A 20,055-nucleotide genomic window follows, 5' to 3' on the forward strand; every position below is an offset into this window, starting at 1 on the left:
GTCGGTGCGACGACGATCGGTGCGGAACTGCTGCCGCTCCCTCACGAGCACGCTACGGACTGCCGGCGCTCCGCACGTGGTCCTGCGAGGGTCTCCTTCGGCGCCGCGGGCGGCGTCGGGTCGCGTGTGCCGGGGTCAGCTGCGCCCACGGCGGACTGGAGGCCCGTGGCGGCGTCGCCACGGGCCTCCCGTCCGATCTGTGGTCGCGGTCAGCCCACCCGCGCGACGCGCACGTCGACGCGACTGAGCGCCAGGCCGTGCGCCGCCGCGGTCGCCAGGGCGACGTCGTGGACGGCGCGTGCGACCTCGGGGGCCGGGCGGAAGCCGTCGGTGCCGATGACGACACGCAGGGCGCCGTCGTCGATGACGACCCGGAGCGGTCCGGTGCTCGTGGCGATGCTGCGGACCGCCTGCACGGCGCTCGCGACCGTCGGGCGGGAGCGGTACAGGTCGGTGACGCCGGAGACCTCGAGGACGGCGGCCTCGATCGCGGCGAGGGTCTCGTCGGTGGTGCTCATCGGGCCTCCTCGGGGTCGGTACCGGGCTCGGGGTCCGGCAGCAGGTCGCGGACGACGACGTCGACCGCCTCGACGAGCAGGTCGGTCTGCTCGTCCAGGGCGCCGGCCACGGCGGTGCGGACCAGCTCAGCGGTGGCGGGGATCGACGGACCGGACGCGATCGCGATCTCGACGACCACCCGGATCGGGGACGCGAGTTCGGTGACGTCGCCGTCGAGGTGGCAGCGTGCCACCAGGACACCGGGGACCTCGTCACCGGTGCGGCGGATGAGGGAACGGATGGCCCCCTCGGTCATCACGGGGCGCTCGGTCTCGGACAGGGGGCGGAGCGGGACGTCGCGACCGGAGCGGGACTCGATCGAGATGTTCGCCAGGACGCCGCTGATCCAGGACTCGTCGGCCGGGGCCTCGTCGCGGGCGGCCGCCTCGAGCGAGCGGAGCGACGCGTGGCGGACGCGGATGATCGCGGCCAGGGCGTTCTGGCAGGCGGGCGAGTCGTCGATGCTCGGGTCCGCCGGCTGCATGCCGGCGTCGAGGTAGTCGGCGAGTTCGTCGATCGAATGGCCGTCCAGGTCACCGGGTTCGAGGGCGTCGAGTGCTTCGGGGCTGTCGGGCAGGTCCGGCCGGATGCCGTCGTGGTCGGTCATCGCCATCCCTCCATGAGTCGGATCATGTTCTTCCTCGCTCGGGACAGCAGTCCCCGGACCGTCGAGGGTGGCAGGTCGAGTTCGGCGGCGATCTCGTCGTACCGGTACTCGAGCACCTCCTTCATGATCCAGCACCGTCGTTGGGCTTCGGGCAGTTCGGCCAGCGCACGTTCGACCGCGTCCTCGCGCGAGCGCGCCTCGGCGACCCGGTCGGGTGCGTCGTCGGCCGGCGCGGCGACCTCGAGCTCGGTGACGTCGTCGTGGACGCGCCGCGCGCGGATCCGGTCGAGGCACTTCCTGCTCAGGATGCGCATCAACCACGACTTCACGCGTGCGAGGTCCTCGAGGGAGTCGAGGCGGTCCCACGCGGTGATGAAGGTCTCCTGCACGACGTCGTCGAGTTCGTCGGTGGAACCGAGGGTCCGACGGGCGTAGGCGCGGAGCAGCGGGGTGTGGCGACGGATCAGGACCTCGAAGGCCCGGACGTCGCCGTCGGACGACCGGCCGGCGAGGACCGCGTCGTCGAGCTCGGCGAGGGACTGGTGGTGCACGCGTTCCTTCTACTGGTGGTGGATGGTGAACGGCTGGGTGCGTCCGTCCACCGTCGTCGGACGGGTACTGGTGGGACGCATCCCGCACCGCGTTCGTCACACACGGAAGGGGCGCACACCGGACGGTTCCGGTGTGCGCCCCTGGCGTCCTGCGTGTCGGCTCGTCCTCCTGCCGGTCGGCTCGTCCTCCTGCCGGTCGGCTCGTCCTACTGCCGGTCGGCTCGTCCTACTGCCGGTCGGCTCGTCCTACTGCTGGATGAAGGCGAGCAGGTCGGGGTTGATGACGTCCGCGTGGGTCGTCAGCATCCCGTGCGGGTACCCCTCGTAGATCTTGAGCGTGGCGTTGCCGAGCAGCTCGGCCTGCTTGAGCGAGGCCGCCTTGTACGGCACGACCTGGTCGTCATCGCCCTGCGTGACGAGGACCGGGACGGAGATCGCCTTCAGGTCCTCGGTCTGGTCCGTCTCGGAGAACGCCTTGATGCCCTCGTAGTGGGCCAGGGCGCTGCCCGTCATCCCCTGCCGCCACCAGTTCGCGACCACCGGGGCGGAGACCTCCACGCCGGGACGGTTGAACCCGTAGAACGGCCCCTCGGCGACGGCCTGGAAGAACTCGGCGCGGTTCGCAGCGAGTGCGCTCCGGAACCCGTCGAGCACCGAGATCGGCGTGCCCTCCGGGTTCGAGTCGCTCTGCAACATGATCGGGGGCACCGACGACACCAGGACGGCCTTGGCGACCCGGCCCTGCGGCTCGCCGTACTGCGCGACGTACCGCGCGACCTGGCCACCACCGGTCGAGTGCCCGATGTGGACCGCGTTCCGCAGGTCGAGGTGCTGCACGAGCGCATCCGTGTCACTCGCGTAGTGGTCCATGTCGTGACCGGTGCCGATCTGCGACGAACGCCCGTGCCCACGGCGGTCGTGCGCGATCACCCGGTACCCCTTGCCCAGGAAGAACAGCATCTGCGCGTCCCAGTCGTCCGACGACAGGGGCCATCCGTGGTGGAAGACGATCGGCTGCGCATCGCGCGGCCCCCAGTCCTTGTAGAAGATCTCTGCACCATCGCTCGTGGTGACGAACGCCATCGTGAACCTCCGTGAGTTCCTGCTCCACATGTGACGCGGACTGGCCGCTGCCTCCCGATCGGCGGGAGACCGAAGCCCCTTCACCGTAGGGCCGGTGCTCGCTCGACCGCTTGGGTCATTCATCCCGATCCGCCGGGCCGTGCGCGGCCCTGCTTGGTGCGGCGGCGTGTGTGCGCCAGAGTTGGCTCCATGTCGCTCGTCACCGCCGTCTGCCGCGTCGACCGCCTGCTGCCGGACTCCGGCATCATCGGCGTCACCGCCATCGACAAGCGCCCGGTCACCGGGAGCGTCCGGGTCCGGCCGCTCGGCCTGCGCGCCGACGTGCAGGCGAACCGCAAGTACCACGGCGGTGTGGACCAGGCCGTGTACGCCTACGCCGACGAGGACGCCGCGTACTTCGCCGACCTGCTCGAGCGCGAGGTCCCGCCCGGCCTGTTCGGCGAGAACCTCCGCACCAGCGGCATCGACGTGACCGGGGCCGTGACCGGGGAACGCTGGCGGATCGGCGACACCCTCGTACTCGAGGTGACGGTCCCCCGCACGCCCTGCGGCACCTTCGCCCGGCGCATGGGGGTCGACAAGTGGGTGAAGCGGTTCGCCGACGAGGGGCGGCCGGGGGCGTACTTCCGCGTGGTCAAGTCCGGTTCGGTCGCCGCGGGTGACCCCATCGAGGTGACGTACCGGCCGGAACACGGGGTGACCATCGGCGAGATCTTCGGCGACCTGGCACCCGATCGTGCGCGGGCCGTGCTCGAGTCGGGCGAGCGCCTGGCTCCGAAGGTCGTCCAGGACCTGTCGAAGGTCGCCGCGCGAGTCTGATCCCGACGAGCCCGTCGAGCCCGATCAGGCCGGTAGCACGCCGCGCGAGGGGTCGATCGGACGCTTCGCCACGGGCAGCCCGGCGACCACCAGGTCGTAGGCGTTCGCCACGAGGTCCTCGACCAGGGTCTCGTCGATGCCGTCGCCCGGTGCCAACGTGATCCAGTGCCGCTTGTTCATGTGCCACCCCGGCGTGATCTCGTCGTGGTCGCGCACCAGCGCCGCCCCGTGCGGCGGCGCGCACTTGAGGTTCACGATCGGGGTCCCACGCACCTCGGTCACCATCACGAACATCTTGCCGACGACCTTGTAGACCACCGAGCCCTCGCCGAACGGCTGGGTCTCGAGTGCCGCCGGCAGCCCCAGGGCCGTGCGGCTCGCGATCTCGTGCAGCTGCTCGCCGTCCATCTGACCAGGATGCCGCAGGCCGCCGACAGCGCACCCCGTTCGGGGGCGGGTCGTGAGCCTCGATCACGTCGTAGGATCACCACGCCGCGTACCCGACGCGGCGGTCGCTCGCGCGATCACCACCAGTTCCAGGGGGAACCCGTGCGCATCATCCGTACCCTCGGCATCGCCGCCGCCACCGCCGTCCTCGCGACCACGGTCGTCGTCGGCGGGACCTCGACCGCGCAGGCGGCACCGAAGTCCTACGCCAACTGCACCGCGGTGCAGAAGGTGTACTCCGGTGGCATCGCCAAGAAGTCCGTCACGAGCAACAAGGTCGTCTCGGGCGGTAAGACCACCACCCGTGCGCTCAAGGGCACGGTGAAGAAGGACGACGCCCTGTACAAGGCGAACGCCAAGCTCGACCGCGACAAGGACGGCATCGCCTGCGAGAAGAGCTGACGCTCACTCGCGCTCGGCGCGGTCAGAGCGTCGGGACGCCCTCGTGCCCGGACCGGGGACGCGGAGTTCCGGCGACCCCGGTGACGACGGACCCCGCCGGGACGTCCTTCGTCACCACGGTGTTGGCGCCGACGACGGAGTCCGGACCGATCGTGATCGCCCCGATCAGCGACGACCCGGCGCCGAGCACCACGCGGTCCCCCACCACCGGGTGCCGACGGGCGCCCGGGCCGTGGTCGCCCCCGCGTCCGCCCAGGGTGACACCGTGGAACACGAGCACGTCGTCGCCGATGACCGCGGTCTCGCCGATGACGACACCCATGCCGTGGTCGATGAAGAACCGGCGGCCGATGCGCGCGCCGGGGTGGATCTCGATGCCGGTGACCGACCGGGCGACCTGCCCGAGCAGCCGGGCCGCGAACCGGGACCCGGGCAGCCCCTGTGCGTTCCAGAGTCGGTGGGTCACCCGGTACGTCCAGATGGCGTGCAACCCGGAGTAGACGATCGCGTTCTCCAGGTCGCCCCGGGCTGCGGGGTCACCGCGGCGTGCTGCGGACAGGTCCTCCCGGATGGTCCGCAGCACGCCTCGTCGAAGAGGACGACTCACGCAGTGAGCCCCTCGAAGAGCACCGTCGACAGGTAGCGCTCTCCGGTGTCGCACACGATGGCGACGATCCGCTTGCCGGCGTTCTCGGGGCGTGCGGCGATCTCGAGCGCCGCGTGGATGATCGCGCCGGACGAGATGCCCGACAGGATGCCCTCCTGCGTCGCCAGGGCGCGGGCCACCCGGAGCGCGTCGTCGAGCTCGACGTCGAACACCTCGTCGATGACGCTCTGGTCGAGGACCTCGGGCACGAAGTTCGCGCCGATGCCCTGGATCTTGTGTGGACCGGCCTTGCCCTCGGTGAGCAGGGGCGAGTCCTTCGGCTCCACGGCGACGATCTGCACGCCGGGCACGCGCTCCTTGAGCACCTGCCCGACACCGGTGATCGTGCCGCCGGTGCCGACACCGGCGACGAACACGTCGACGTGCTCCTCGGTGTCACGGAGGATCTCCTCCGCCGTGGTCTTCCGGTGGATCTCGGCGTTCGCCGCCGTCTCGAACTGGTGGGCGAGGATCGCGCCGGGGGTCTCCGCGACGATCGACTCGGCCTTGGCGACCGCACCCTTCATGCCCTCGGGCCCGGGGGTCAGGACGATCTCGGCCCCGTACGCACGGATCACCGCACGGCGTTCGACGCTCATCGTCTCGGGCATCGTGATGACGACCCGGTACCCGCGAGCAGCGCCGACAAGTGCCAGGGCGATGCCGGTGTTGCCGGACGAGCCCTCGACGATGGTGCCGCCGGCCTGCAGCGCACCGGAGGCCTCGGCCGCGTCGATGATCGCGACGCCCAGGCGGTCCTTGACGCTGGCTCCCGGGTTGTAGAACTCGAGCTTCGCGAGCACCTCGGCCCCGCCCGCCTTCGGCAGCCGGTTCAGCTTGACGAGCGGGGTGTTGCCGAACGCCTGGGAGATGTTCTCGTAGATGGTGCCGCTCATCCGGTCCGTCCTTCGCAGCTCAGGTCGCGCATCGCTCTTCCTGGAGGCGCGGTGTGCGCCCGATCCTAGCGACCGGACCCCAGGCGGTCCTGTCCGTGACGGCGCGTGCGCTCCGGACGCGAGTCGCGCCTCCGGGCCGGTTCGTGGCTGTTGCCACACGCGCGGTCCGCACGCATGGTGCGGCGCAACGACGAGGAGGTCGTGATGTCCAAGCTCCAGCAACCCGGCGCTGCCCCGCCCGTGGTCGACCGCGCCGCGTTCGACGCGGCCCTGGCGGATCAGGTGCGGGACGAGAAGGAACTCACCCGACACGGCGACCGCGTCTCCGCTGCACGCTGGCGGCTGCCGATGGTCCGTGTTGACGACTACGCATTCGACGGGCCGGACGGGCCCGTCCACCTGACCGAGCTCTTCGGCGACCGCTACCTGCTCCTGGTGCAGAACGTCATGTACAGCGCGGACTGGGACGACGCATGCCCGAGCTGCACGTGGGCGATCGACGACCTCCCCGCGGACATGGGACGCCTCGACGACGAGGGCATCGCGTTCGCGATGGTGTCGGAGGCACCGGTCGAGAAGCTCGAGCAGTGGCGTACACAGCAGGGGTGGCCGCACCGGTGGGTGTCCTCCGGCGCGACGAGCTACCACGGGGATTGGGGGTGGACCGTGCACCACGACGACTGGGACGGCCCGGTGCCGGGGTACTCGTACTACCTGCTGCGCGACGGCGTCCCGTACCTGACCTACGCGACCACCGCTCGTGGCACCGAGGCCATCCAGCCCGTCGCGCACGTCATGGACCGCACGGTGTGCGGCCGCCAGCAGGACTGGGAGGACAGCCCCGAGGGGTGGCCGCAGTACCCGACGTACGGCTGACCCGCCGCTCTCCGGACGAGGTGCCGCTCAGCTCGCACCGAGCAGCGCACGCTGCAGCTGCGCTTCGCTCGGCAGTGCCTCCTGGAGTTCGGGTGGCAGGAGGTCGTACGAGGCGACCCCGACCGGGGCGTTGGAGACCCCGAGCGAGTACCGGACGACCGCGTCGTTCTTGCCGGCCACCAGCAGGAGCCCGACGGTTTCGGCGTGCTGCTCGCGGCGCAACTGCGCGTCCACCAGGGCGACGTAGAAGGACAGCTGCCCGACGTTGTCGGGACGGAACTCGCCGGTCTTGAGCTCGACGACCACGTACCGCAGCTGCTCCACGTGGAAGAAGAGCAGGTCGACGAAGAAGTCGCTGCCGTCGACGTCGAAGTGCACCTGGCGCCCGACGAACGCGAAGCCGACGCCGAACTCGCGCAGCGTCTCCGCGATGCGGTCCACCATCGCGGACTCGATGGCGCGTTCGTCGCGGTCGCCGTCCACCGCCAAGAAGTCCAGGACGTACGGGTCACGGGTGATCTGCTGCGCGAGATCCGCATCGTCGCCATCGACGAGACGGCTGAAGTTGGTTGTCTGCGCCCCGGAGCGCTCGAGCGCGCGCGACCGGAGGTTGACTCCGGCAGGAGCGCTCTGATGTGCCCCCACGGCAATCGGTCCACACGCTGTGGACCAATTGACGCTTCCTTGGGCCACGCCGCCGCGAACTGCCGCATGTACTTGAGGTTCGTCGGTGACAGCCCCGTCATCGACGGGAACTCCGCCCGCAGGTCCTCTGCCAGCTGCCGGAGGACCCCGCTTCCCCACCGTCCGGCCTTCGACCGCTCGAGCAGGACCGAACCGATCGACCAGTACAGGTGGATGAGGTGGGCGTTGGCCGCCAGCTGCACGCGACTGCGCGTCGCCGTGACGCGGTCTCGGATGGCCCGGAAGGTCTCGGCGTACTCGGTCGGCAATGCGGCGTCATCGGTCATCCGCCGATGGTGGATGCTCGGTCGAAGCACTGTCCATCAATCGGTATGCACGGCGGATGTGAGGCGTTCGCCCCACCGCGTCAGCGCACGAACGCCGTCCGGGCGAACCGGTCGTCGGTCGCCTCGAGCACCCGCAGCACGTTGCCGCCGGCCAGCGCACGCAGGTCCGACTCGCCCCAGCCGCGCCGGACGAGCTCCGCCGCGAGCACCGGGTACCGCGACACGTCCCGCAGGTCCGGCGGCAGCACCGGGGTGCCGTCGTAGTCACCGCCGAGGCCCAGGTGCGCGACACCGGCGACGTCACGCGCGTGCTCGACGTGGTCGGCGACGTCCGACACCGTGACCAGGGGTGGCTCGCCGGACATGCCCGACTCCTCCCAGTCCGCCCACGCCCGCGACACGAACTTCGGCACGAAGGTGATCATCACGACGCCGCCGTTGTCGGCCAGCCGTGCGAGGACGTCGTCGGGCACGTTCCGCGGGTGGTCGTCGATCGCGACGGTCGACGAGTGGCTGAACACGACAGGTCGGGTCGCCACGTCGAGGGTGTCCCGCATGGTGGCCGGTGCGGTGTGGGACAGGTCGACGAGCATGCCGATCCGCTCCATCTCGGCGACGATCTGCCGCCCGCGGTCGGTCAGGCCGCCGTGCGCACGCTCCCCGGTCGCGGAGTCGGCCCAGGGGGTGTCGTCGTTGTGGGTGAGCGTCATGTAGCGGACGCCGAGCCGCGCGAAGGTCCGCAGGACCGCGAGGTCGTCGCCGATCGAGTGCCCGCCCTCGGCGCCGAGCAGCGACGCGATCCGGCCGGAGTCGACGGCGGCACGGACCTCGGCGGCGGTGCGGGCGAGCGCGAGGTCGTCGGGGTAGCGCGCGATGATCCGGTGCGCGAGGTCGACCTGCTGCAGTGTCGTCGTCACGGGGTCCGGGTCGTCTGCGGGCACGAACACCGACCAGAACTGCCCGACGACGCCGCCGGCGCGGAGCTTCGGGATGTCGGTGTGCAGCGAGTCGGTCTCGGTGTCGATGCCCTCGACACCGGAGTCGTGGCTGTCACGACGCTCCCACGGCAGGTCGTTGTGGCCGTCGATGACCGGGAACGGGAGCGCGTCGAACGTCATCCCCCGACGCTACCGCCCGCGCCGTCGTGGCTAGGCTCGAACCGTGCAGCCCGTCACCCTCCGCACCGATCGACTGGTGCTCTCGGCCCCCGAGCTCGGCGACGCCGACGACGTGGTGGCCTACGCCAACGACCCGGACGTGATCGCGTACACCCCGGTGCCGGTGCCGTACGGGCATGCTGAGGCACGGTACTGGATCACGGACGTCGTCGCGGCCGGCTGGGCGGCGGACAGCCGGTACGAGTTCGGGATCCGGCGCGCGGACGACCTCCGGCTGCTCGGCACGGTCGGCCTGTTCGCCTTCGCCGACGGGGCCGCCGAGATCGGGTACGCCATGCACCCGGACGGTCGCGGCTCCGGCATCATGACCGAGGCCGCCGAGCGCGTGCTGCACTGGGCCTTCGCCGGAGTGCCCGAGGGACTCGGTCTCCTCCGGGTCCAGTGGCGCGCGATCGCCACGAACACCGCGTCGGCCGCGGTCGCCCAACGGCTCGGTCTGCGGTTCGAAGGACGTACCCGGTCGAGTGTGCTGCACCGCGGCAGCCGGCACGACCAGTTGCTCGCCGCCGCGCTGCACGACGACGATCGGTCCGCCCCGACGGTCTGGCCGGCGTCGTGACCGTCTCGTTCCGGGTCGTGACGGACCTGCCGGTTCCGCCGGAGCGCGCCTTCGCGCTGTCACTCGACATCGGCGCGCACGAGCGATCGATGGCCGCGACCGACGAACGCGCCGTCGCCGGCACGACGGCCGGCACGATCGGCCTGGGCGAGACCGTCACCTGGCGTGCGCGGCACTTCGGGATCGTCTGGCGGATGACGAGCGGGATCACCGACCTGGAGGCGCCGCACCGGTTCGTCGACGAACAGGTGCGTGGGCCGTTCGCCCGGTTCCACCACGAGCACCGCTTCGAGCCGTCGGCCGGCGGCACGCGCATGGTCGACACCATCACGTTCCGCGCGCCGCTCGGCCCGCTGGGCCGCCTGGCCGAGGTGCTCGCGCTGGCCCGGTACATGCCGCGGCTCATCGCCGACCGCAACGCCTCGCTCGCCGCCGAACTGCGTGCCGAGCTGCGCGCCGGATCCGACGGCGATCAGGGCGCAGCGAGCTCCCCCAGCGTGTCGTAGGCGGCGGCGACGGCGTCGACCCGCACCCGACCACCGGGGCCGGAGGCGTCGTAGACGTCGTTCGTGATCGCGGCGACGACGGCGAACAGCGCGGCCATCGAGTCGAACGCCGACGGCGAGTCGACCGGGCAGAGGATCGCGGTGGCCGCGGGGGCGGCGATGACCGCGGCCGTCGGGTCGCCGAGGACGATGACGTCGGCCCCGGAGTCGACGCAGTGCCGGACGATCCGCTCGACCCCGGCGGTGTGCCGACGCACGGTCACCAGGACCACGAGGTCGTGGCGGTCGAGGTCGGCGACCTCTTCCCCGAGCCGCTGACCGGGTGACGGACCGACCCGGACGTCGGACCGCACCTGCGCCAGCTGGGACCGCAGTTGCAGCGCGATCGGGTAGGCGCCGCGCTCACCGAGGACGAGCACGCGGCGGGCACGGACGATCCGACGGGCCAGCCGCGGGCGGTCCGCTCGGCCGAGCGACGCGAAGGCCGCGTCGAGGTTGCGCGCCTCGACCGCGCGCTGGTCGACGTGGGCGGCGTCCTCGGCGACCCACGGCAGGCCCGAGCCCCGTGCGGACATCAGGTTCTGCCGGACCTCGGCGGCGTCCTGGAACCCCAGCGACCGCACGAGTCGCGAGACCGTGGCCTTCGAGGTGCCCGACTCGGCAGCGAGTTCGGCGGAGGTGCCGACGAGCAGGAGTTCGGGGTCGTGGCGGACCATCGCGGCGACGCGTCGTTCGGCGGGCGAGAGCTGTTCCCAGACGGAGTCGATCCGGGCGCGGACGTCGGGGCCGGCGGTGCTCATGCGCGGGCCACCCGGTCGACGGCGACGGCCAGGGCGTCGAGGCCGAGGGCGATGTCCGGCGTCGACACGAACTCGTCCGGATGGTGGCTGATGCCGTCGGGGTTCCGGAGGAACAGCATCGCCACGTCGGTCACGAGCCCGAGCGACATCGCGTCGTGGCCGGCTCGTGAGAACAGCTCCACGGGCGCGGTCTCGCCCGTCGACGTGATCCCGGCGCGGACGGCGTCCATCAGCCGGGGCGAGCAGAACACCGCGGGCGCACGGTGCACCTCGGTCGGGGTGACGCTCACCCCGCGTCGTTCACCGATGAGCGTGAAGGCCTTGGTGAGTTCGTGCCAGACCTCGTCGCGCTCGTCGTCGAACTCGCCGCGCAGGTCGACCGAGAACCGTGCGAGCCCGGGGACGACGTTGACGGCTCCGGGTTCGACGGTCATCGTGCCGACGGTGCCGACCTGGTGCGAGGCCCTGCAGATGCGTTCCACCGCGAGCGCGGCCTCGGCGGCCGCGAGCAGGGCGTCGTGCCGGCGCTCGTAGGGGGTGCCACCGGCGTGCCGGGCCTCTCCCACGGCCTCGACCGAGAACCGGCGGGCACTCGCGATGCTCGTGACGACCCCGAGGGCCTGCCCGGCCTGCTCGAGGTGCGGCCCCTGCTCGATGTGCGCTTCGAGGTAGCCGACCACCGAAGCCGGGTCGATCGCGGCGTCGCCGACGCGCTCCGGGTCGAGGCCGAAGTCGGTGAAGGCCCGCCGGAGCGTGACGCCGTCACCGTCGGCCAGGTCCCACCAGGCGTCGTCCCAGACGCCGGCCACCGCGGACGAACCGAGCAGGGCCTTGCCGAAGCGCGTGCCCTCTTCGTCGGAGAACGCGATGACCTCGAGCGCGACGGGCAGCGGACCGTCGGCGGTGAGCCGGGCGGCGGTGCGGATGGCCATGAGCACCCCGACGACGCCGTCGTACCGGCCGGCGTCCACCACGGTGTCCAGGTGCGAGCCGAGCAGCAGCACGGGCGCGTCGGGCGTCGCGCCCGCGGCCCGGCCGTGCAGGTTGCCGGCGGCGTCCTGCCAGGTGGACAGTCCGGCGTCCTGCATCCAGCCCGCGACGAGGGCGTTCGCCCGGGCGTGCTCCGGTGACAGGTAGACGCGGGTGATGCGGCCCGGTTCGGCGCTGAGGGCGGCGAGCTCGTCGCACCAGCGGGCGACGAGTTCGGCGTCGGCGGTGCCCACGGCGGTGGCGTTCAGGACGGGCACGGCGCTCACGCGAGCACCTCGGCCCCGGCGGGAGCGACCGCGGCGGTGTCGTCGCGGAAGACGTCGAGTGCGGCATCGACACCGCCGCCGTGCGGGACCGCGCGCCCGGCCCGGCGCAGGGTGTGCTCGAGCGCGGCCAGGGTCGTGACCACGGTGTCCTTCCGGGCGTTGTAGCCCATCGTGCCGATGCGCCAGACCCGTCCGTGCAGCGGCCCGAACGAGGTGCCGATCTCGATCCCGTGGTCGTCGAGCATCGCGCCGCGCACCTGGTCGCCGACGACGTCGGAGGGGATCTCGACGGCGACGACGTTGTGCATCTTGTGGGCGACGTCGCCGAAGACCCGGAGTCCGAGGGCCTGCACCCCGGCGAGCATCGCGCGCCCGGCGGTCTCGTGGCGGGCGACGACGGCGTCGCGGCCTTCCTCGAGCAGGATGCGGGCGCACTCGTGGGCCGCGTAGAGCATCGAAGCGGCCTCGGTGTGGTGGTTCAGGCGGCGGGGGCCCCAGTAGTCGAGGATCATCGCGAGGTCGAGGTAGTTCGAGCGGATCGGTTCGTCGGCGACGTCGTCACCGGGTTCGCGGATGCCGGCCTCGACGCTCCGCCGCTCGTCGAGCACGGCCACGGCCCCCGGCGACAGCGTGACGGGTGCGCTGCCGGACGGGCCGCCGAGGCACTTCTGCAGCCCGGCGCTCACGGCGTCGATCCCCCAGGCGTCGACCTCGAGCGGGTTGCCGCCGACCGTCGCGGTGGCGTCGGTGTAGAGCAGGACGCCGTACCGCTCGCAGATCGCACCGAGTTCGTCGAGCGGCTGGTTCATCGTGGTCGAGGTGTCGCCCTGCACGACCGCCAGCACCTTCGGACGGACGCGGGCGATCGCCGACTCGATGGCGGACGGCGTGAATACCTGGCCCCAGTCGGTCTCGATGGTGTGGACCTCGGCACCCGCACGGCCGGCGATCTCGGCGAGCAGGTGCCCGAACCGGCCGAACACCGGCACGAGCACGCGGTCACCCGGGGCGAGCAGCGACACCAGCACCGCTTCGATCCCCGCACGCGAGGTGCCGTCCACGAGCAGCGTCGCGTCGTTGCGGGTGCCGAACACGCGGCGGTAGAGCGCCTGCGTCTCGTTCATCGTCGAGGTCATCCACGGGTCGTACTGGCCGACGAGCGGCGTCGACAGCGCACGGAGCACGCGCGGATCGGCGTCGATCGGACCGGGCCCCATGAGGAGACGGGCGGGTGGGTTCACTGGGAGCATGCTGGTTCCTTCCGTTCCTGATCCGACGATACCGGAACGATCGTTACAGGGGTGTTTCCGCCGCGAGCACGGGCCGTCCGGCCAGCTGCCCCTCGACGCCGGCCACACCTCCGTCCGCCGTGGCGATGCGACGGCCGCGGAGCCAGGTCTCGGTGACGCTGCCGCGCACGCGGAGCCCGTCGAACGCGGACACCGGGTTGCGGTGCTCGAGCCCGGTGACGTCGACGACGGACTCGGCGGACGGGTCGAACACGGCGAAGTGCGCCAGGGCACCGGGAGCGATCACCCCGCGGTCGCGCAGCCCGACCAGGGCGGCCGGACCGGTCGTGAACAGCGGCAGCAGCGCCTCGAGCGGGATCCCGCGACGCTGGGCCTCGGTCCACACCGCCCGGAACCCGACCTGCAGGCCGGCGACCCCACCCCAGGCCAGGCCCCAGTCGTCGGTCTTCAGGTCGGCGGTGGAGGGCGAGTGGTCCGACACGACGAGGTCGATCGTGCCGTCGAGCACGCCCGCCCACAGCGCGTCGCGGTTGGCGTCGTCGCGGATCGGTGGGCAGCACTTGTAGGCGGTCGCGCCGTCCGGGATCGTGCCCGCCTCGAACGACAGGTAGTGCGGACAGGTCTCGACCGTGATCCGGACGCCGTCGTCCTTCGCGGCACGGAGCATCGGCAGCGCACCCGCGTCGGACAGGTGCAGCACGTGCACCCGCGCACCGGTCGCCCGCGCGCCGTCGACGACCTGCGCGATCGCGGACCGTTCGGCGGCGACGGGCCGGGTGGCCAGGAAGTCGGCGTACCGGCCACCGAGCGCCCGGTGCGGCACGAGGTGCTCCGGGTCTTCGGCGTGCACGATCAGCATGGCGTCGATCCGGGCGACCTCGGCGATCGCGGCGCGGAGCTGCCCGGGGTCGAGGTGCGGGAACTCGTCGACACCGCTCGGTGCCGTGAAGCACTTGAACCCGAAGACGCCGGCGTCGTGCAGGGCGTCGAGCGACCCGAGACTCGCGGGGACGGCGCCACCCCAGAACCCGACGTCGACCGCCACCCGGCCCTCGGCGCTCGCACGCTTGACGGCGAGAGCCTCGACCGTGGTCGTCGCGGGGATCGAGTTGAGCGGCATGTCCACGATCGTGGTGACCCCGCCCATCGCAGCGGCACGGGTCGCGGACGCGAAGCCCTCCCACTCGGTGCGGCCGGGCTCGTTGACGTGCACGTGGGTGTCGACGAGTCCGGGGAGCAGCACCTGCCCGTCCGGCACGGTGTGGTCCTGCACGGCGTCGACGACCGCGTCGACGGGGAGGACGCCGGTGATGCGGCCGTCGTGGACGACGACCGCGGCCGGGCGGAACGTGCCGTCGACCCAGGCTCGCCGCGCGCGGACGACCAGGTCTGCCGTGTCGCCCGCCGCAAGGCCCGTCATGCGCCCGCCCCGGCCGTCGCGACCGCCGCCGGGTGGCGTTCGAAGCCCGCCAGCAGCCCCGACATCGCCTTCACCGGCGGCAGGGCGTACTCGCCGCGCTTGCCCGTGGACAACCCGAGCCGGACGAGCGACTCCGCCAGGACCGTGGCCGCCGCGACGCCGTCGACGACCGGTGCCCCGATGGCCAGCGAGACCTCGGCGCAGAAGTCGGCCATGCCCGCGCACCCGAGCACGACGGCGTCGGCTCCCCCGTCGATGACTGCTCGGCACTCCTCGATCACGAGCGCACGGGCACCGGACTCGGGGTCGTCGAGCTCGAGCACCGGGACCTCGCACGCCCGGATCTCCGAGACGAGCGGGGCGAAGCCGTAGCGCTGGGCGAGCTCGTGGGCGCGGCCGGTCGTCCGCGCCAGGGTGGTGACGACGCCGAACCGGCGGCCGAGCATCGCGGCGGCGTGGAACCCGGCCTCGGCGATCCCGATCACCGGCACCGTCGCGAGCTCCCGCGCGGCGTCGAGCCCCGGGTCCCCGAAGCAGGCGACGACGAAGGCGTCCACCCCGTCCTGCTCCCCGCGGGCGATCTGCTCGAGCAACCCGGGCACGGCCAGGGCCTCTTCGTAGTGGCTCTCGATCGAGGCCGGCCCCATCGTGGGCTCGACCGGTTCGATCAGCGTGCCGGGAGCGGCGACGGCACGGGCGGCGACGCCGATCGACCGCGTCATCGACGCGGTGGTGTTGGGGTTGACGACGCGGATGCGCATCGGGGTCCTTCCGGTGGAGCGAGTGGAGCCGTGGAACGGGTGACGCCGGGTGGTGACCATCGTGGCGGGGGCGGGGCGGGCCTCCCGGCCGTGTCTCGGATCTGTGGACGACCGAGCGCCGCGACCCGCCCTGTGGAGGACGGGCCGCGACGCCGGCGGTCAGGCGCGACCGACGGCCGCGCCGTCGTCGACCGTCGGGTCGTCCGCGTCGAGCACGGGCATGCTCGGCCGGGCACGCTCGAGCGCCCAGAAGACGACGAGGCCCAGGCCGCACCCGATGAACCAGCTGTAGCTCGCCAGCCACGGCAGCACGCCGAGTGCCGGGGGCAGGACCGCGCTCGCGACCGAGACCGCGCCGGTGACCACGAGGGTCCAGATGGCGTTCGGGTTGAACCCGCCGCGGTACCAGTACCGGGCGGTGCGGCTCGTGGAGTACATGTCGTCGATCGCGATGCGCTGCTTGCCGACGATGTAGTAGCCCGCGATGAGGATGCCGAACAGCGGGCCGATCAGCGCACCGAGCACCCCGAGCGTGTACAGGATCGCCTGGTCGTTGCCGTACCAGTTCCACGGGGTGAGGAGCACCGAGCCGACCGCGGCGATCATGCCACCGGCCCGCCACGAGATCTTCCGGGGTGCCACGTTCGAGAAGTCGAACGCGGGGCTGATGAAGTTCGCCACGATGTTGATGCCGACGGTCGCGGTGACGAACGTCAGGCCGCCGAGCAGGATCGCGAAGGGGGCACCGATGGCCTGCACGGTCTCGATCGGGTCGGTGATGAGCTTGCCGAACACCGGCACCGTCGCACTGGCGCAGAGCACCGTCAGGACCGAGAAGAACAGGAAGTTGATCGGCAGCCCCCAGAAGTTGCCGCGCTTGACCGCACGGAACGACCGGCCGTAGCGCGAGAAGTCCCCGAAGTTCAGCATCGGGCCCGAGAAGTAGCTGACCACCAAGGCGACCGCCGACAGCATCACCGGGATCGACGCCCCGAAGGACAGCGGCTCGCCGACCGACAGGGTGAACGAGATGTTGCCGATGCCCGCCTGGCTGACCAGGTAGACCGCGAGCGCGATCATCACCACGTAGACCGCCGGTCCGGCCCAGTCGATGAACCGCTTGATGGCCTCCATGCCCATCCAGAACAGCGCGCCCTGCGCCACCCAGAGGATCGCGTACGAGATCCAGCCCAGGGCCGACAGCCCGAGGAACGAGTGGTCGAGCAGCCCCGCGGACGCCGGGATGAACTTGAGGAAGATGATGTTCAGCGACTGGGCGGCGAGGAAGGTCTGCACGCCGTACCAGGCCATCGCGATGAGGCCGCGGATGATGGCGGGGACGTTCGCGCCGAGCACCCCGAACACCGCGCGGTTGATCACCGGGTACGGCACACCGGTGCGCTGCGACGGCTTGGCGACCAGGTTGGCGAAGACCTGCACGATGAGGATGCCGACCACCAGGGCGATGAGCACCTGCCAGCTCGCGATGCCGAGGGCGAAGAGCGACCCGGCGGTGACGTAGCCGCCGACCGAGTGCACGTCGGACATCCAGAACGCGAAGAAGTTGTAGCTCGTCCAGCGCTGCTCGCGCAGCGGGGCGAGGTCCTCGTTCGTGAGCGCCGGGTCGTACCCGGGCTTGACGACACCGGCACCCGCTGGGGCGGGAGCGGCGGTCGTGGTGGGGGCGTGGGGCGCGGCGACTGGTGTCGCGATGTCGGTAGCCATGGCGTCCTCCGAGGGAGTGGGAAGCGGGGCGGTGCGTGCTTGAGCACGAAGCTACGGAGCGACTTCGCCCCCGCCGTTTCCCTCGTGTAACGGTCGTGTGTCCCGCACCCCGTCCTGGAACGACCGTTCCGGAACCGGGCAGGAGACCCGCGCTGCGGCTTGCCGCATCGATGCGTACCGACCCCGCACGGACGCCGCACGGACCCGAGGGGCGGTGACCGCCGGTGGTACGAATCGACCATGAGCAGGGGAATCAGGATCGACCACGTGGGCGTCACGGTGCCGGACATCGACGCAGCCACGCAGTTCTTCGAGGCGGCGTTCGACGCCGTCGTCCTGTACGACATGCGACGTCGTGACGAGACGCCGAACAGCAGTTCCGAGGCGCACGGCTACCTCGGCATCCCGAGCACCATGGCGCAGGGGGCCATGCGGATGCTCGCGCTGCCGGAGGGGCCGGGGCTCGAGCTGTTCGAGTACCTGGGGCCCGAGCAGCGGAACGCCGCACACCCGTCCGACCTGGGGTGGCAGCACCTGGCGATGTACGCCGACGACCTGGACGAGACGCTCGCCCGGGTCGAGGCGGCCGGCGGTACCCGGAACTCCGACCCGCGCGACCTGCGTGGTGACGAGGCGGGGGCCGGCAACCGTTTCGTGTACACCCGCACGCCGTGGGGGTCGACGCTGGAGCTCGTCAGCTACCCGACGCCGCAGCCGTACCTGGTGTACGCGCCGCGGCCGAAGTGGGCACCGTGGCCGATGCCGGACGACGTCTACCCGGTGCCGGCACCCGCCGTGCACTGACGACCGCCCACGACACCGACGGACCGACCACCACACCGACCGACCGACCACCCAGCCAACCGGCCACCACACCGACCGACGGACCGCGCCTCAGTGCCGGGGCACCTGCCCCGTCCGCCGCACGGCCCGTTCGAGCAGTTCGACGTCGATCCCGACGTGCTGCCGGGCGATCACGCCCGCCTCGGGTGCCCGCCCCGAACACACCGCGTCCACCAGCGACTCGTGCTCGTGGAGCGCGCGGGTCTCCATCTCCGCCATGCCCTCGGCCGTGCCCCACAGGTGCGCCGGAGCGGCGATGGAGATCTGCGCCTCCAACCCGGCGAGCGCCGTCCGCAGGGCGTCGTTCCGCGCGGCGTCGATGATCGTCCGGTGCAGCACGGCGTCGGCCTGCTGCTTCTCGAGACCCGAGGTGGCGTCGCGGAACACCTCGAGCCGTGCACGGATCAGGGCGGCGTCCTCCGGGGTCACCCGTTCCGCGGCGGCCGTCGCGAGCGCCCCGTGCAGCAGCGCGATGGCGTCGGCGGTGTCCTGGATCGCCTCCCACCGGGCAAGCAGCACCCGCCCGACGGCGTCCGATGAGTTGTCCGGCCACTCGGTGCGGACGAACGTGCCACCTCCCCGGCCTCGACGGGTCTCGAGCAGCCCCCGTTCGACGAGCCGGGCGATCGCGCCCCGCACGGTGACCCGGGCGACGCCGAGCAGGCCGGCCAGTTCGCGTTCCGGCGGCAGGTTCGCGCCGGGCAGGTACTCGCCCACGGCGACGGCGGTCACGAGGCGGTCCTCGACCTCGTCGACGCGCGTCTCGGTCGCACGATCGGACACACGGACCCCCTTCGCGGTGTTACGACCACGTTAAGGCAGCAGAAAAGGTATTGCGTGGGACCTTTTTCCGCTCCATGCTGACCCCCATGTCCAGCATCACCGAATCCACGATGCCGTTCCGCGACGGCGAGACCTGGTACCGGGTCACCACGCCCGACACCCCGGTCGCCGGCGCGCTGCCCCTCGTCGTCCTGCACGGCGGGCCCGGCATGGCCCACGACTACCTCCGGAACCTCGCGGCCCTGGCCGACGAGACCGGCCGGACCGTCGTCCACCACGACCAGTTCGGCTGCGGCCGGAGCAGCCACCGCCCGGACGCCCCGGTCGACACCTGGCAGCCGCAACTGTTCGTCGACGAGTACGCCGCCCTGGTCGAGCACCTCGGGCTCGGCGACCACCACGTCCTCGGGCAGTCGTGGGGCGGCATGCTCGGCGCCGAGATCGCGGTGCGGCAGCCCGCGGGCCTCCGCTCGCTGGCGATCTGCAACTCCCCCGCGTCGATGCAGCTCTGGGTCGACGGCGCCGCCGAGCTCCGCGCGCAGCTGCCCGCCGACGTGCAGGACGCCCTGACCCGGCACGAGACGGCCGGCACCGTCGACGACCCCGAGTACCTGGCGGCGACGCAGGTCTTCTACGAGCGGCACGTCTGCCGCGTGGTCCCGAGCCATCCGGACTTCGTCGACTCCGAGGAGCAGATGGAGCGCGAGCCGACGGTCTACCACACGATGAACGGCCCGAACGAGTTCCACGTCATCGGCACGATGCGCGACTGGACCATCGTCGACCGGCTCGACCGCGTCGCCGTGCCGACGCTCGTCGTCGCCGGCGAGCACGACGAGGCCACCCCCGCCACGTGGGCCCCGTTCGTCGAGCGGATCGCCGACGTCCGGCAGCACGTCTTCCCCGGCGCGAGCCACTGCTCGCACCTGGAGCAGCCGGCGGAGTTCCGCCGGGTCGTCGCGACCTTCCTGGCCGCGCACGACGACGCCTGACCCGGCCACCACCTTCTCGGGAGGCGCGGGACGGGCCCGCCCCGCGCCTCCATAGAAGGAAGTCCCCACCCACAACGGCCGCACCCGCCTTCCCGACAACACCACCCGCTCCCCTTCCCCCAGCAC

At 71.9% G+C, this 20,055-nt stretch carries 23 protein-coding genes and 1 pseudogene; 7 read left to right on the forward strand and 17 right to left on the reverse strand.

Features of this window, described 5'->3' with window-relative positions; genetic code table 11:
* Positions 1–209: 209 nt before the first annotated feature.
* The 4 genes from DEJ00_RS01905 to DEJ00_RS01920 form a co-directional block, all read right to left on the reverse strand.
* Entirely contained in the window at positions 210–518 is a 309-nt protein-coding gene (locus DEJ00_RS01905) for a hypothetical protein (RefSeq protein WP_111056252.1), read from the reverse strand.
* On the reverse strand, positions 515–1,165 hold the full coding sequence (locus DEJ00_RS01910; protein WP_146247857.1) for a hypothetical protein: 651 nt from the start codon (positions 1,163–1,165) through the stop codon (positions 515–517). The genes DEJ00_RS01905 and DEJ00_RS01910 overlap by 4 nt, the downstream gene beginning before the upstream one ends.
* Complete coding sequence (locus DEJ00_RS01915) at positions 1,162–1,716, reverse strand: RNA polymerase sigma factor (RefSeq protein ID WP_027466268.1); 555 nt, start codon at positions 1,714–1,716, stop codon at positions 1,162–1,164. The genes DEJ00_RS01910 and DEJ00_RS01915 overlap by 4 nt, the downstream gene beginning before the upstream one ends.
* Positions 1,717–1,962: 246 nt before the next feature.
* The gene (locus DEJ00_RS01920; RefSeq protein WP_111056254.1) at positions 1,963–2,799 is read right to left on the reverse strand and encodes an alpha/beta fold hydrolase; all 837 of its coding nucleotides are present in this window, start codon (positions 2,797–2,799) and stop codon (positions 1,963–1,965) included.
* A gap of 189 nt (positions 2,800–2,988) precedes the next feature.
* On the opposite strand from DEJ00_RS01920, the gene DEJ00_RS01925 reads away from it, so the two are divergent.
* Positions 2,989–3,618, forward strand: a complete 630-nt coding sequence (locus DEJ00_RS01925) for an MOSC domain-containing protein (RefSeq protein WP_027466266.1) — start codon at positions 2,989–2,991, stop codon at positions 3,616–3,618.
* Between the two features lie 24 nt (positions 3,619–3,642).
* Here DEJ00_RS01925 and DEJ00_RS01930 read toward each other — a convergent pair whose 3' ends face one another.
* Complete coding sequence (locus tag DEJ00_RS01930; protein ID WP_111056255.1) at positions 3,643–4,026, reverse strand: MmcQ/YjbR family DNA-binding protein; 384 nt, start codon at positions 4,024–4,026, stop codon at positions 3,643–3,645.
* A 141-nt stretch (positions 4,027–4,167) separates the two neighbouring features.
* Here DEJ00_RS01930 and DEJ00_RS01935 point away from each other — a divergent pair, with 141 nt between their 5' ends.
* Entirely contained in the window at positions 4,168–4,467 is a 300-nt protein-coding gene (locus DEJ00_RS01935; RefSeq protein WP_196783335.1) for an excalibur calcium-binding domain-containing protein, read from the forward strand.
* A gap of 22 nt (positions 4,468–4,489) precedes the next feature.
* Here the strand turns inward: DEJ00_RS01935 and epsC are convergent, their stop codons facing one another.
* Complete coding sequence (gene epsC / locus DEJ00_RS01940) at positions 4,490–5,050, reverse strand: serine O-acetyltransferase EpsC (protein ID WP_027466263.1); 561 nt, start codon at positions 5,048–5,050, stop codon at positions 4,490–4,492.
* Positions 5,051–5,070: 20 nt separating this feature from the next.
* Positions 5,071–6,009, reverse strand: a complete 939-nt coding sequence (gene cysK, locus DEJ00_RS01945) for a cysteine synthase A (RefSeq protein ID WP_027466262.1) — start codon at positions 6,007–6,009, stop codon at positions 5,071–5,073.
* Positions 6,010–6,213: 204 nt separating this feature from the next.
* Between cysK and DEJ00_RS01950 the strand changes: the two genes are divergently transcribed.
* Positions 6,214–6,885 carry a DUF899 family protein gene (locus DEJ00_RS01950; RefSeq protein WP_111056279.1) on the forward strand — a complete coding sequence of 224 codons (672 nt, stop codon included), beginning with the start codon at positions 6,214–6,216 and terminating at the stop codon, positions 6,883–6,885.
* Positions 6,886–6,912: 27 nt separating this feature from the next.
* Here DEJ00_RS01950 and DEJ00_RS01955 read toward each other — a convergent pair whose 3' ends face one another.
* The 3 genes and pseudogenes from DEJ00_RS01955 to DEJ00_RS01960 all read right to left on the reverse strand — a co-directional run bounded on the left by DEJ00_RS01955 (position 6,913) and on the right by DEJ00_RS01960 (position 8,974).
* A complete protein-coding gene (locus DEJ00_RS01955) occupies positions 6,913–7,530 on the reverse strand; it encodes a PDDEXK nuclease domain-containing protein (protein ID WP_309148134.1) in 618 nt (205 codons plus the stop codon).
* 20 nt (positions 7,531–7,550) lie between these two features.
* A pseudogene (locus DEJ00_RS18875) lies at positions 7,551–7,856 on the reverse strand (DUF1016 N-terminal domain-containing protein); the annotation flags it as partial.
* An 80-nt stretch (positions 7,857–7,936) separates the two neighbouring features.
* Positions 7,937–8,974, reverse strand: a complete 1,038-nt coding sequence (locus DEJ00_RS01960; protein ID WP_111056257.1) for a dipeptidase — start codon at positions 8,972–8,974, stop codon at positions 7,937–7,939.
* Between the two features lie 43 nt (positions 8,975–9,017).
* Between DEJ00_RS01960 and DEJ00_RS01965 the strand changes: the two genes are divergently transcribed.
* Complete coding sequence (locus DEJ00_RS01965; protein ID WP_111056258.1) at positions 9,018–9,593, forward strand: GNAT family N-acetyltransferase; 576 nt, start codon at positions 9,018–9,020, stop codon at positions 9,591–9,593.
* On the forward strand, positions 9,590–10,099 hold the full coding sequence (locus DEJ00_RS01970) for an SRPBCC family protein (RefSeq protein ID WP_111056259.1): 510 nt from the start codon (positions 9,590–9,592) through the stop codon (positions 10,097–10,099). The genes DEJ00_RS01965 and DEJ00_RS01970 overlap by 4 nt, the downstream gene beginning before the upstream one ends.
* Here DEJ00_RS01970 and DEJ00_RS01975 read toward each other — a convergent pair.
* From DEJ00_RS01975 to DEJ00_RS02000, 6 genes are all read right to left on the reverse strand, one after another.
* Positions 10,066–10,899 (reverse strand): MurR/RpiR family transcriptional regulator, encoded by an 834-nt coding sequence (locus DEJ00_RS01975; protein WP_071405077.1) that lies wholly within the window; start codon positions 10,897–10,899, stop codon positions 10,066–10,068. The two genes, DEJ00_RS01970 and DEJ00_RS01975, sit on opposite strands and share 34 nt — an antisense overlap.
* Positions 10,896–12,155 (reverse strand): allantoate amidohydrolase, encoded by a 1,260-nt coding sequence (locus tag DEJ00_RS01980; protein ID WP_111056260.1) that lies wholly within the window; start codon positions 12,153–12,155, stop codon positions 10,896–10,898. The genes DEJ00_RS01975 and DEJ00_RS01980 overlap by 4 nt, the downstream gene beginning before the upstream one ends.
* Positions 12,152–13,405 (reverse strand): alanine--glyoxylate aminotransferase family protein, encoded by a 1,254-nt coding sequence (locus tag DEJ00_RS01985; RefSeq protein WP_111056261.1) that lies wholly within the window; start codon positions 13,403–13,405, stop codon positions 12,152–12,154. Before DEJ00_RS01985 ends, DEJ00_RS01980 begins: the two co-directional genes overlap by 4 nt.
* Positions 13,406–13,448: 43 nt before the next feature.
* A complete protein-coding gene (gene allB / locus DEJ00_RS01990) occupies positions 13,449–14,825 on the reverse strand; it encodes an allantoinase AllB (protein ID WP_111056262.1) in 1,377 nt (458 codons plus the stop codon).
* The gene (locus DEJ00_RS01995; RefSeq protein WP_111056263.1) at positions 14,822–15,586 is read right to left on the reverse strand and encodes an aspartate/glutamate racemase family protein; all 765 of its coding nucleotides are present in this window, start codon (positions 15,584–15,586) and stop codon (positions 14,822–14,824) included. Before DEJ00_RS01995 ends, allB begins: the two co-directional genes overlap by 4 nt.
* 159 nt (positions 15,587–15,745) lie before the next feature.
* Positions 15,746–17,311, reverse strand: a complete 1,566-nt coding sequence (locus tag DEJ00_RS02000; protein WP_035808813.1) for an NCS1 family nucleobase:cation symporter-1 — start codon at positions 17,309–17,311, stop codon at positions 15,746–15,748.
* Positions 17,312–17,551: 240 nt separating this feature from the next.
* Here DEJ00_RS02000 and DEJ00_RS02005 point away from each other — a divergent pair, with 240 nt between their 5' ends.
* Positions 17,552–18,115 (forward strand): VOC family protein, encoded by a 564-nt coding sequence (locus tag DEJ00_RS02005; protein WP_035808811.1) that lies wholly within the window; start codon positions 17,552–17,554, stop codon positions 18,113–18,115.
* A gap of 90 nt (positions 18,116–18,205) precedes the next feature.
* Here DEJ00_RS02005 and DEJ00_RS02010 read toward each other — a convergent pair whose 3' ends face one another.
* Positions 18,206–18,937 (reverse strand): FadR/GntR family transcriptional regulator, encoded by a 732-nt coding sequence (locus DEJ00_RS02010; protein ID WP_111056264.1) that lies wholly within the window; start codon positions 18,935–18,937, stop codon positions 18,206–18,208.
* A gap of 86 nt (positions 18,938–19,023) precedes the next feature.
* Here DEJ00_RS02010 and DEJ00_RS02015 point away from each other — a divergent pair, with 86 nt between their 5' ends.
* A complete protein-coding gene (locus DEJ00_RS02015) occupies positions 19,024–19,929 on the forward strand; it encodes a proline iminopeptidase-family hydrolase (protein WP_258373486.1) in 906 nt (301 codons plus the stop codon).
* Positions 19,930–20,055 lie beyond the last annotated feature (126 nt).

It is taken from the genome of Curtobacterium sp. MCLR17_039, from assembly GCF_003234745.1.
GTDB lineage: Bacteria > Actinomycetota > Actinomycetes > Actinomycetales > Microbacteriaceae > Curtobacterium > Curtobacterium flaccumfaciens.

What these genes read in the sequence shown, in the direction of transcription:
- DEJ00_RS01905 (WP_111056252.1), bottom strand. Translation starts at nt 518, where the DNA reads ATGAGCACCACCGACGAGACCCTCGCCGCGATCGAGGCCGCCGTCCTC.
- DEJ00_RS01910 (WP_146247857.1), bottom strand. Translation starts at nt 1,165, where the DNA reads ATGACCGACCACGACGGCATCCGGCCGGACCTGCCCGACAGCCCCGAA.
- DEJ00_RS01920 (WP_111056254.1), bottom strand. Translation starts at nt 2,799, where the DNA reads ATGGCGTTCGTCACCACGAGCGATGGTGCAGAGATCTTCTACAAGGAC.
- DEJ00_RS01925 (WP_027466266.1), top strand. Translation starts at nt 2,989, where the DNA reads ATGTCGCTCGTCACCGCCGTCTGCCGCGTCGACCGCCTGCTGCCGGAC.
- DEJ00_RS01930 (WP_111056255.1), bottom strand. Translation starts at nt 4,026, where the DNA reads ATGGACGGCGAGCAGCTGCACGAGATCGCGAGCCGCACGGCCCTGGGG.
- cysK (WP_027466262.1), bottom strand. Translation starts at nt 6,009, where the DNA reads ATGAGCGGCACCATCTACGAGAACATCTCCCAGGCGTTCGGCAACACC.
- DEJ00_RS01950 (WP_111056279.1), top strand. Translation starts at nt 6,214, where the DNA reads ATGTCCAAGCTCCAGCAACCCGGCGCTGCCCCGCCCGTGGTCGACCGC.
- DEJ00_RS01960 (WP_111056257.1), bottom strand. Translation starts at nt 8,974, where the DNA reads ATGACGTTCGACGCGCTCCCGTTCCCGGTCATCGACGGCCACAACGAC.
- DEJ00_RS01975 (WP_071405077.1), bottom strand. Translation starts at nt 10,899, where the DNA reads ATGAGCACCGCCGGCCCCGACGTCCGCGCCCGGATCGACTCCGTCTGG.
- DEJ00_RS01985 (WP_111056261.1), bottom strand. Translation starts at nt 13,405, where the DNA reads ATGCTCCCAGTGAACCCACCCGCCCGTCTCCTCATGGGGCCCGGTCCG.
- allB (WP_111056262.1), bottom strand. Translation starts at nt 14,825, where the DNA reads ATGACGGGCCTTGCGGCGGGCGACACGGCAGACCTGGTCGTCCGCGCG.
- DEJ00_RS01995 (WP_111056263.1), bottom strand. Translation starts at nt 15,586, where the DNA reads ATGCGCATCCGCGTCGTCAACCCCAACACCACCGCGTCGATGACGCGG.
- DEJ00_RS02000 (WP_035808813.1), bottom strand. Translation starts at nt 17,311, where the DNA reads ATGGCTACCGACATCGCGACACCAGTCGCCGCGCCCCACGCCCCCACC.
- DEJ00_RS02005 (WP_035808811.1), top strand. Translation starts at nt 17,552, where the DNA reads ATGAGCAGGGGAATCAGGATCGACCACGTGGGCGTCACGGTGCCGGAC.
- DEJ00_RS02015 (WP_258373486.1), top strand. Translation starts at nt 19,024, where the DNA reads ATGTCCAGCATCACCGAATCCACGATGCCGTTCCGCGACGGCGAGACC.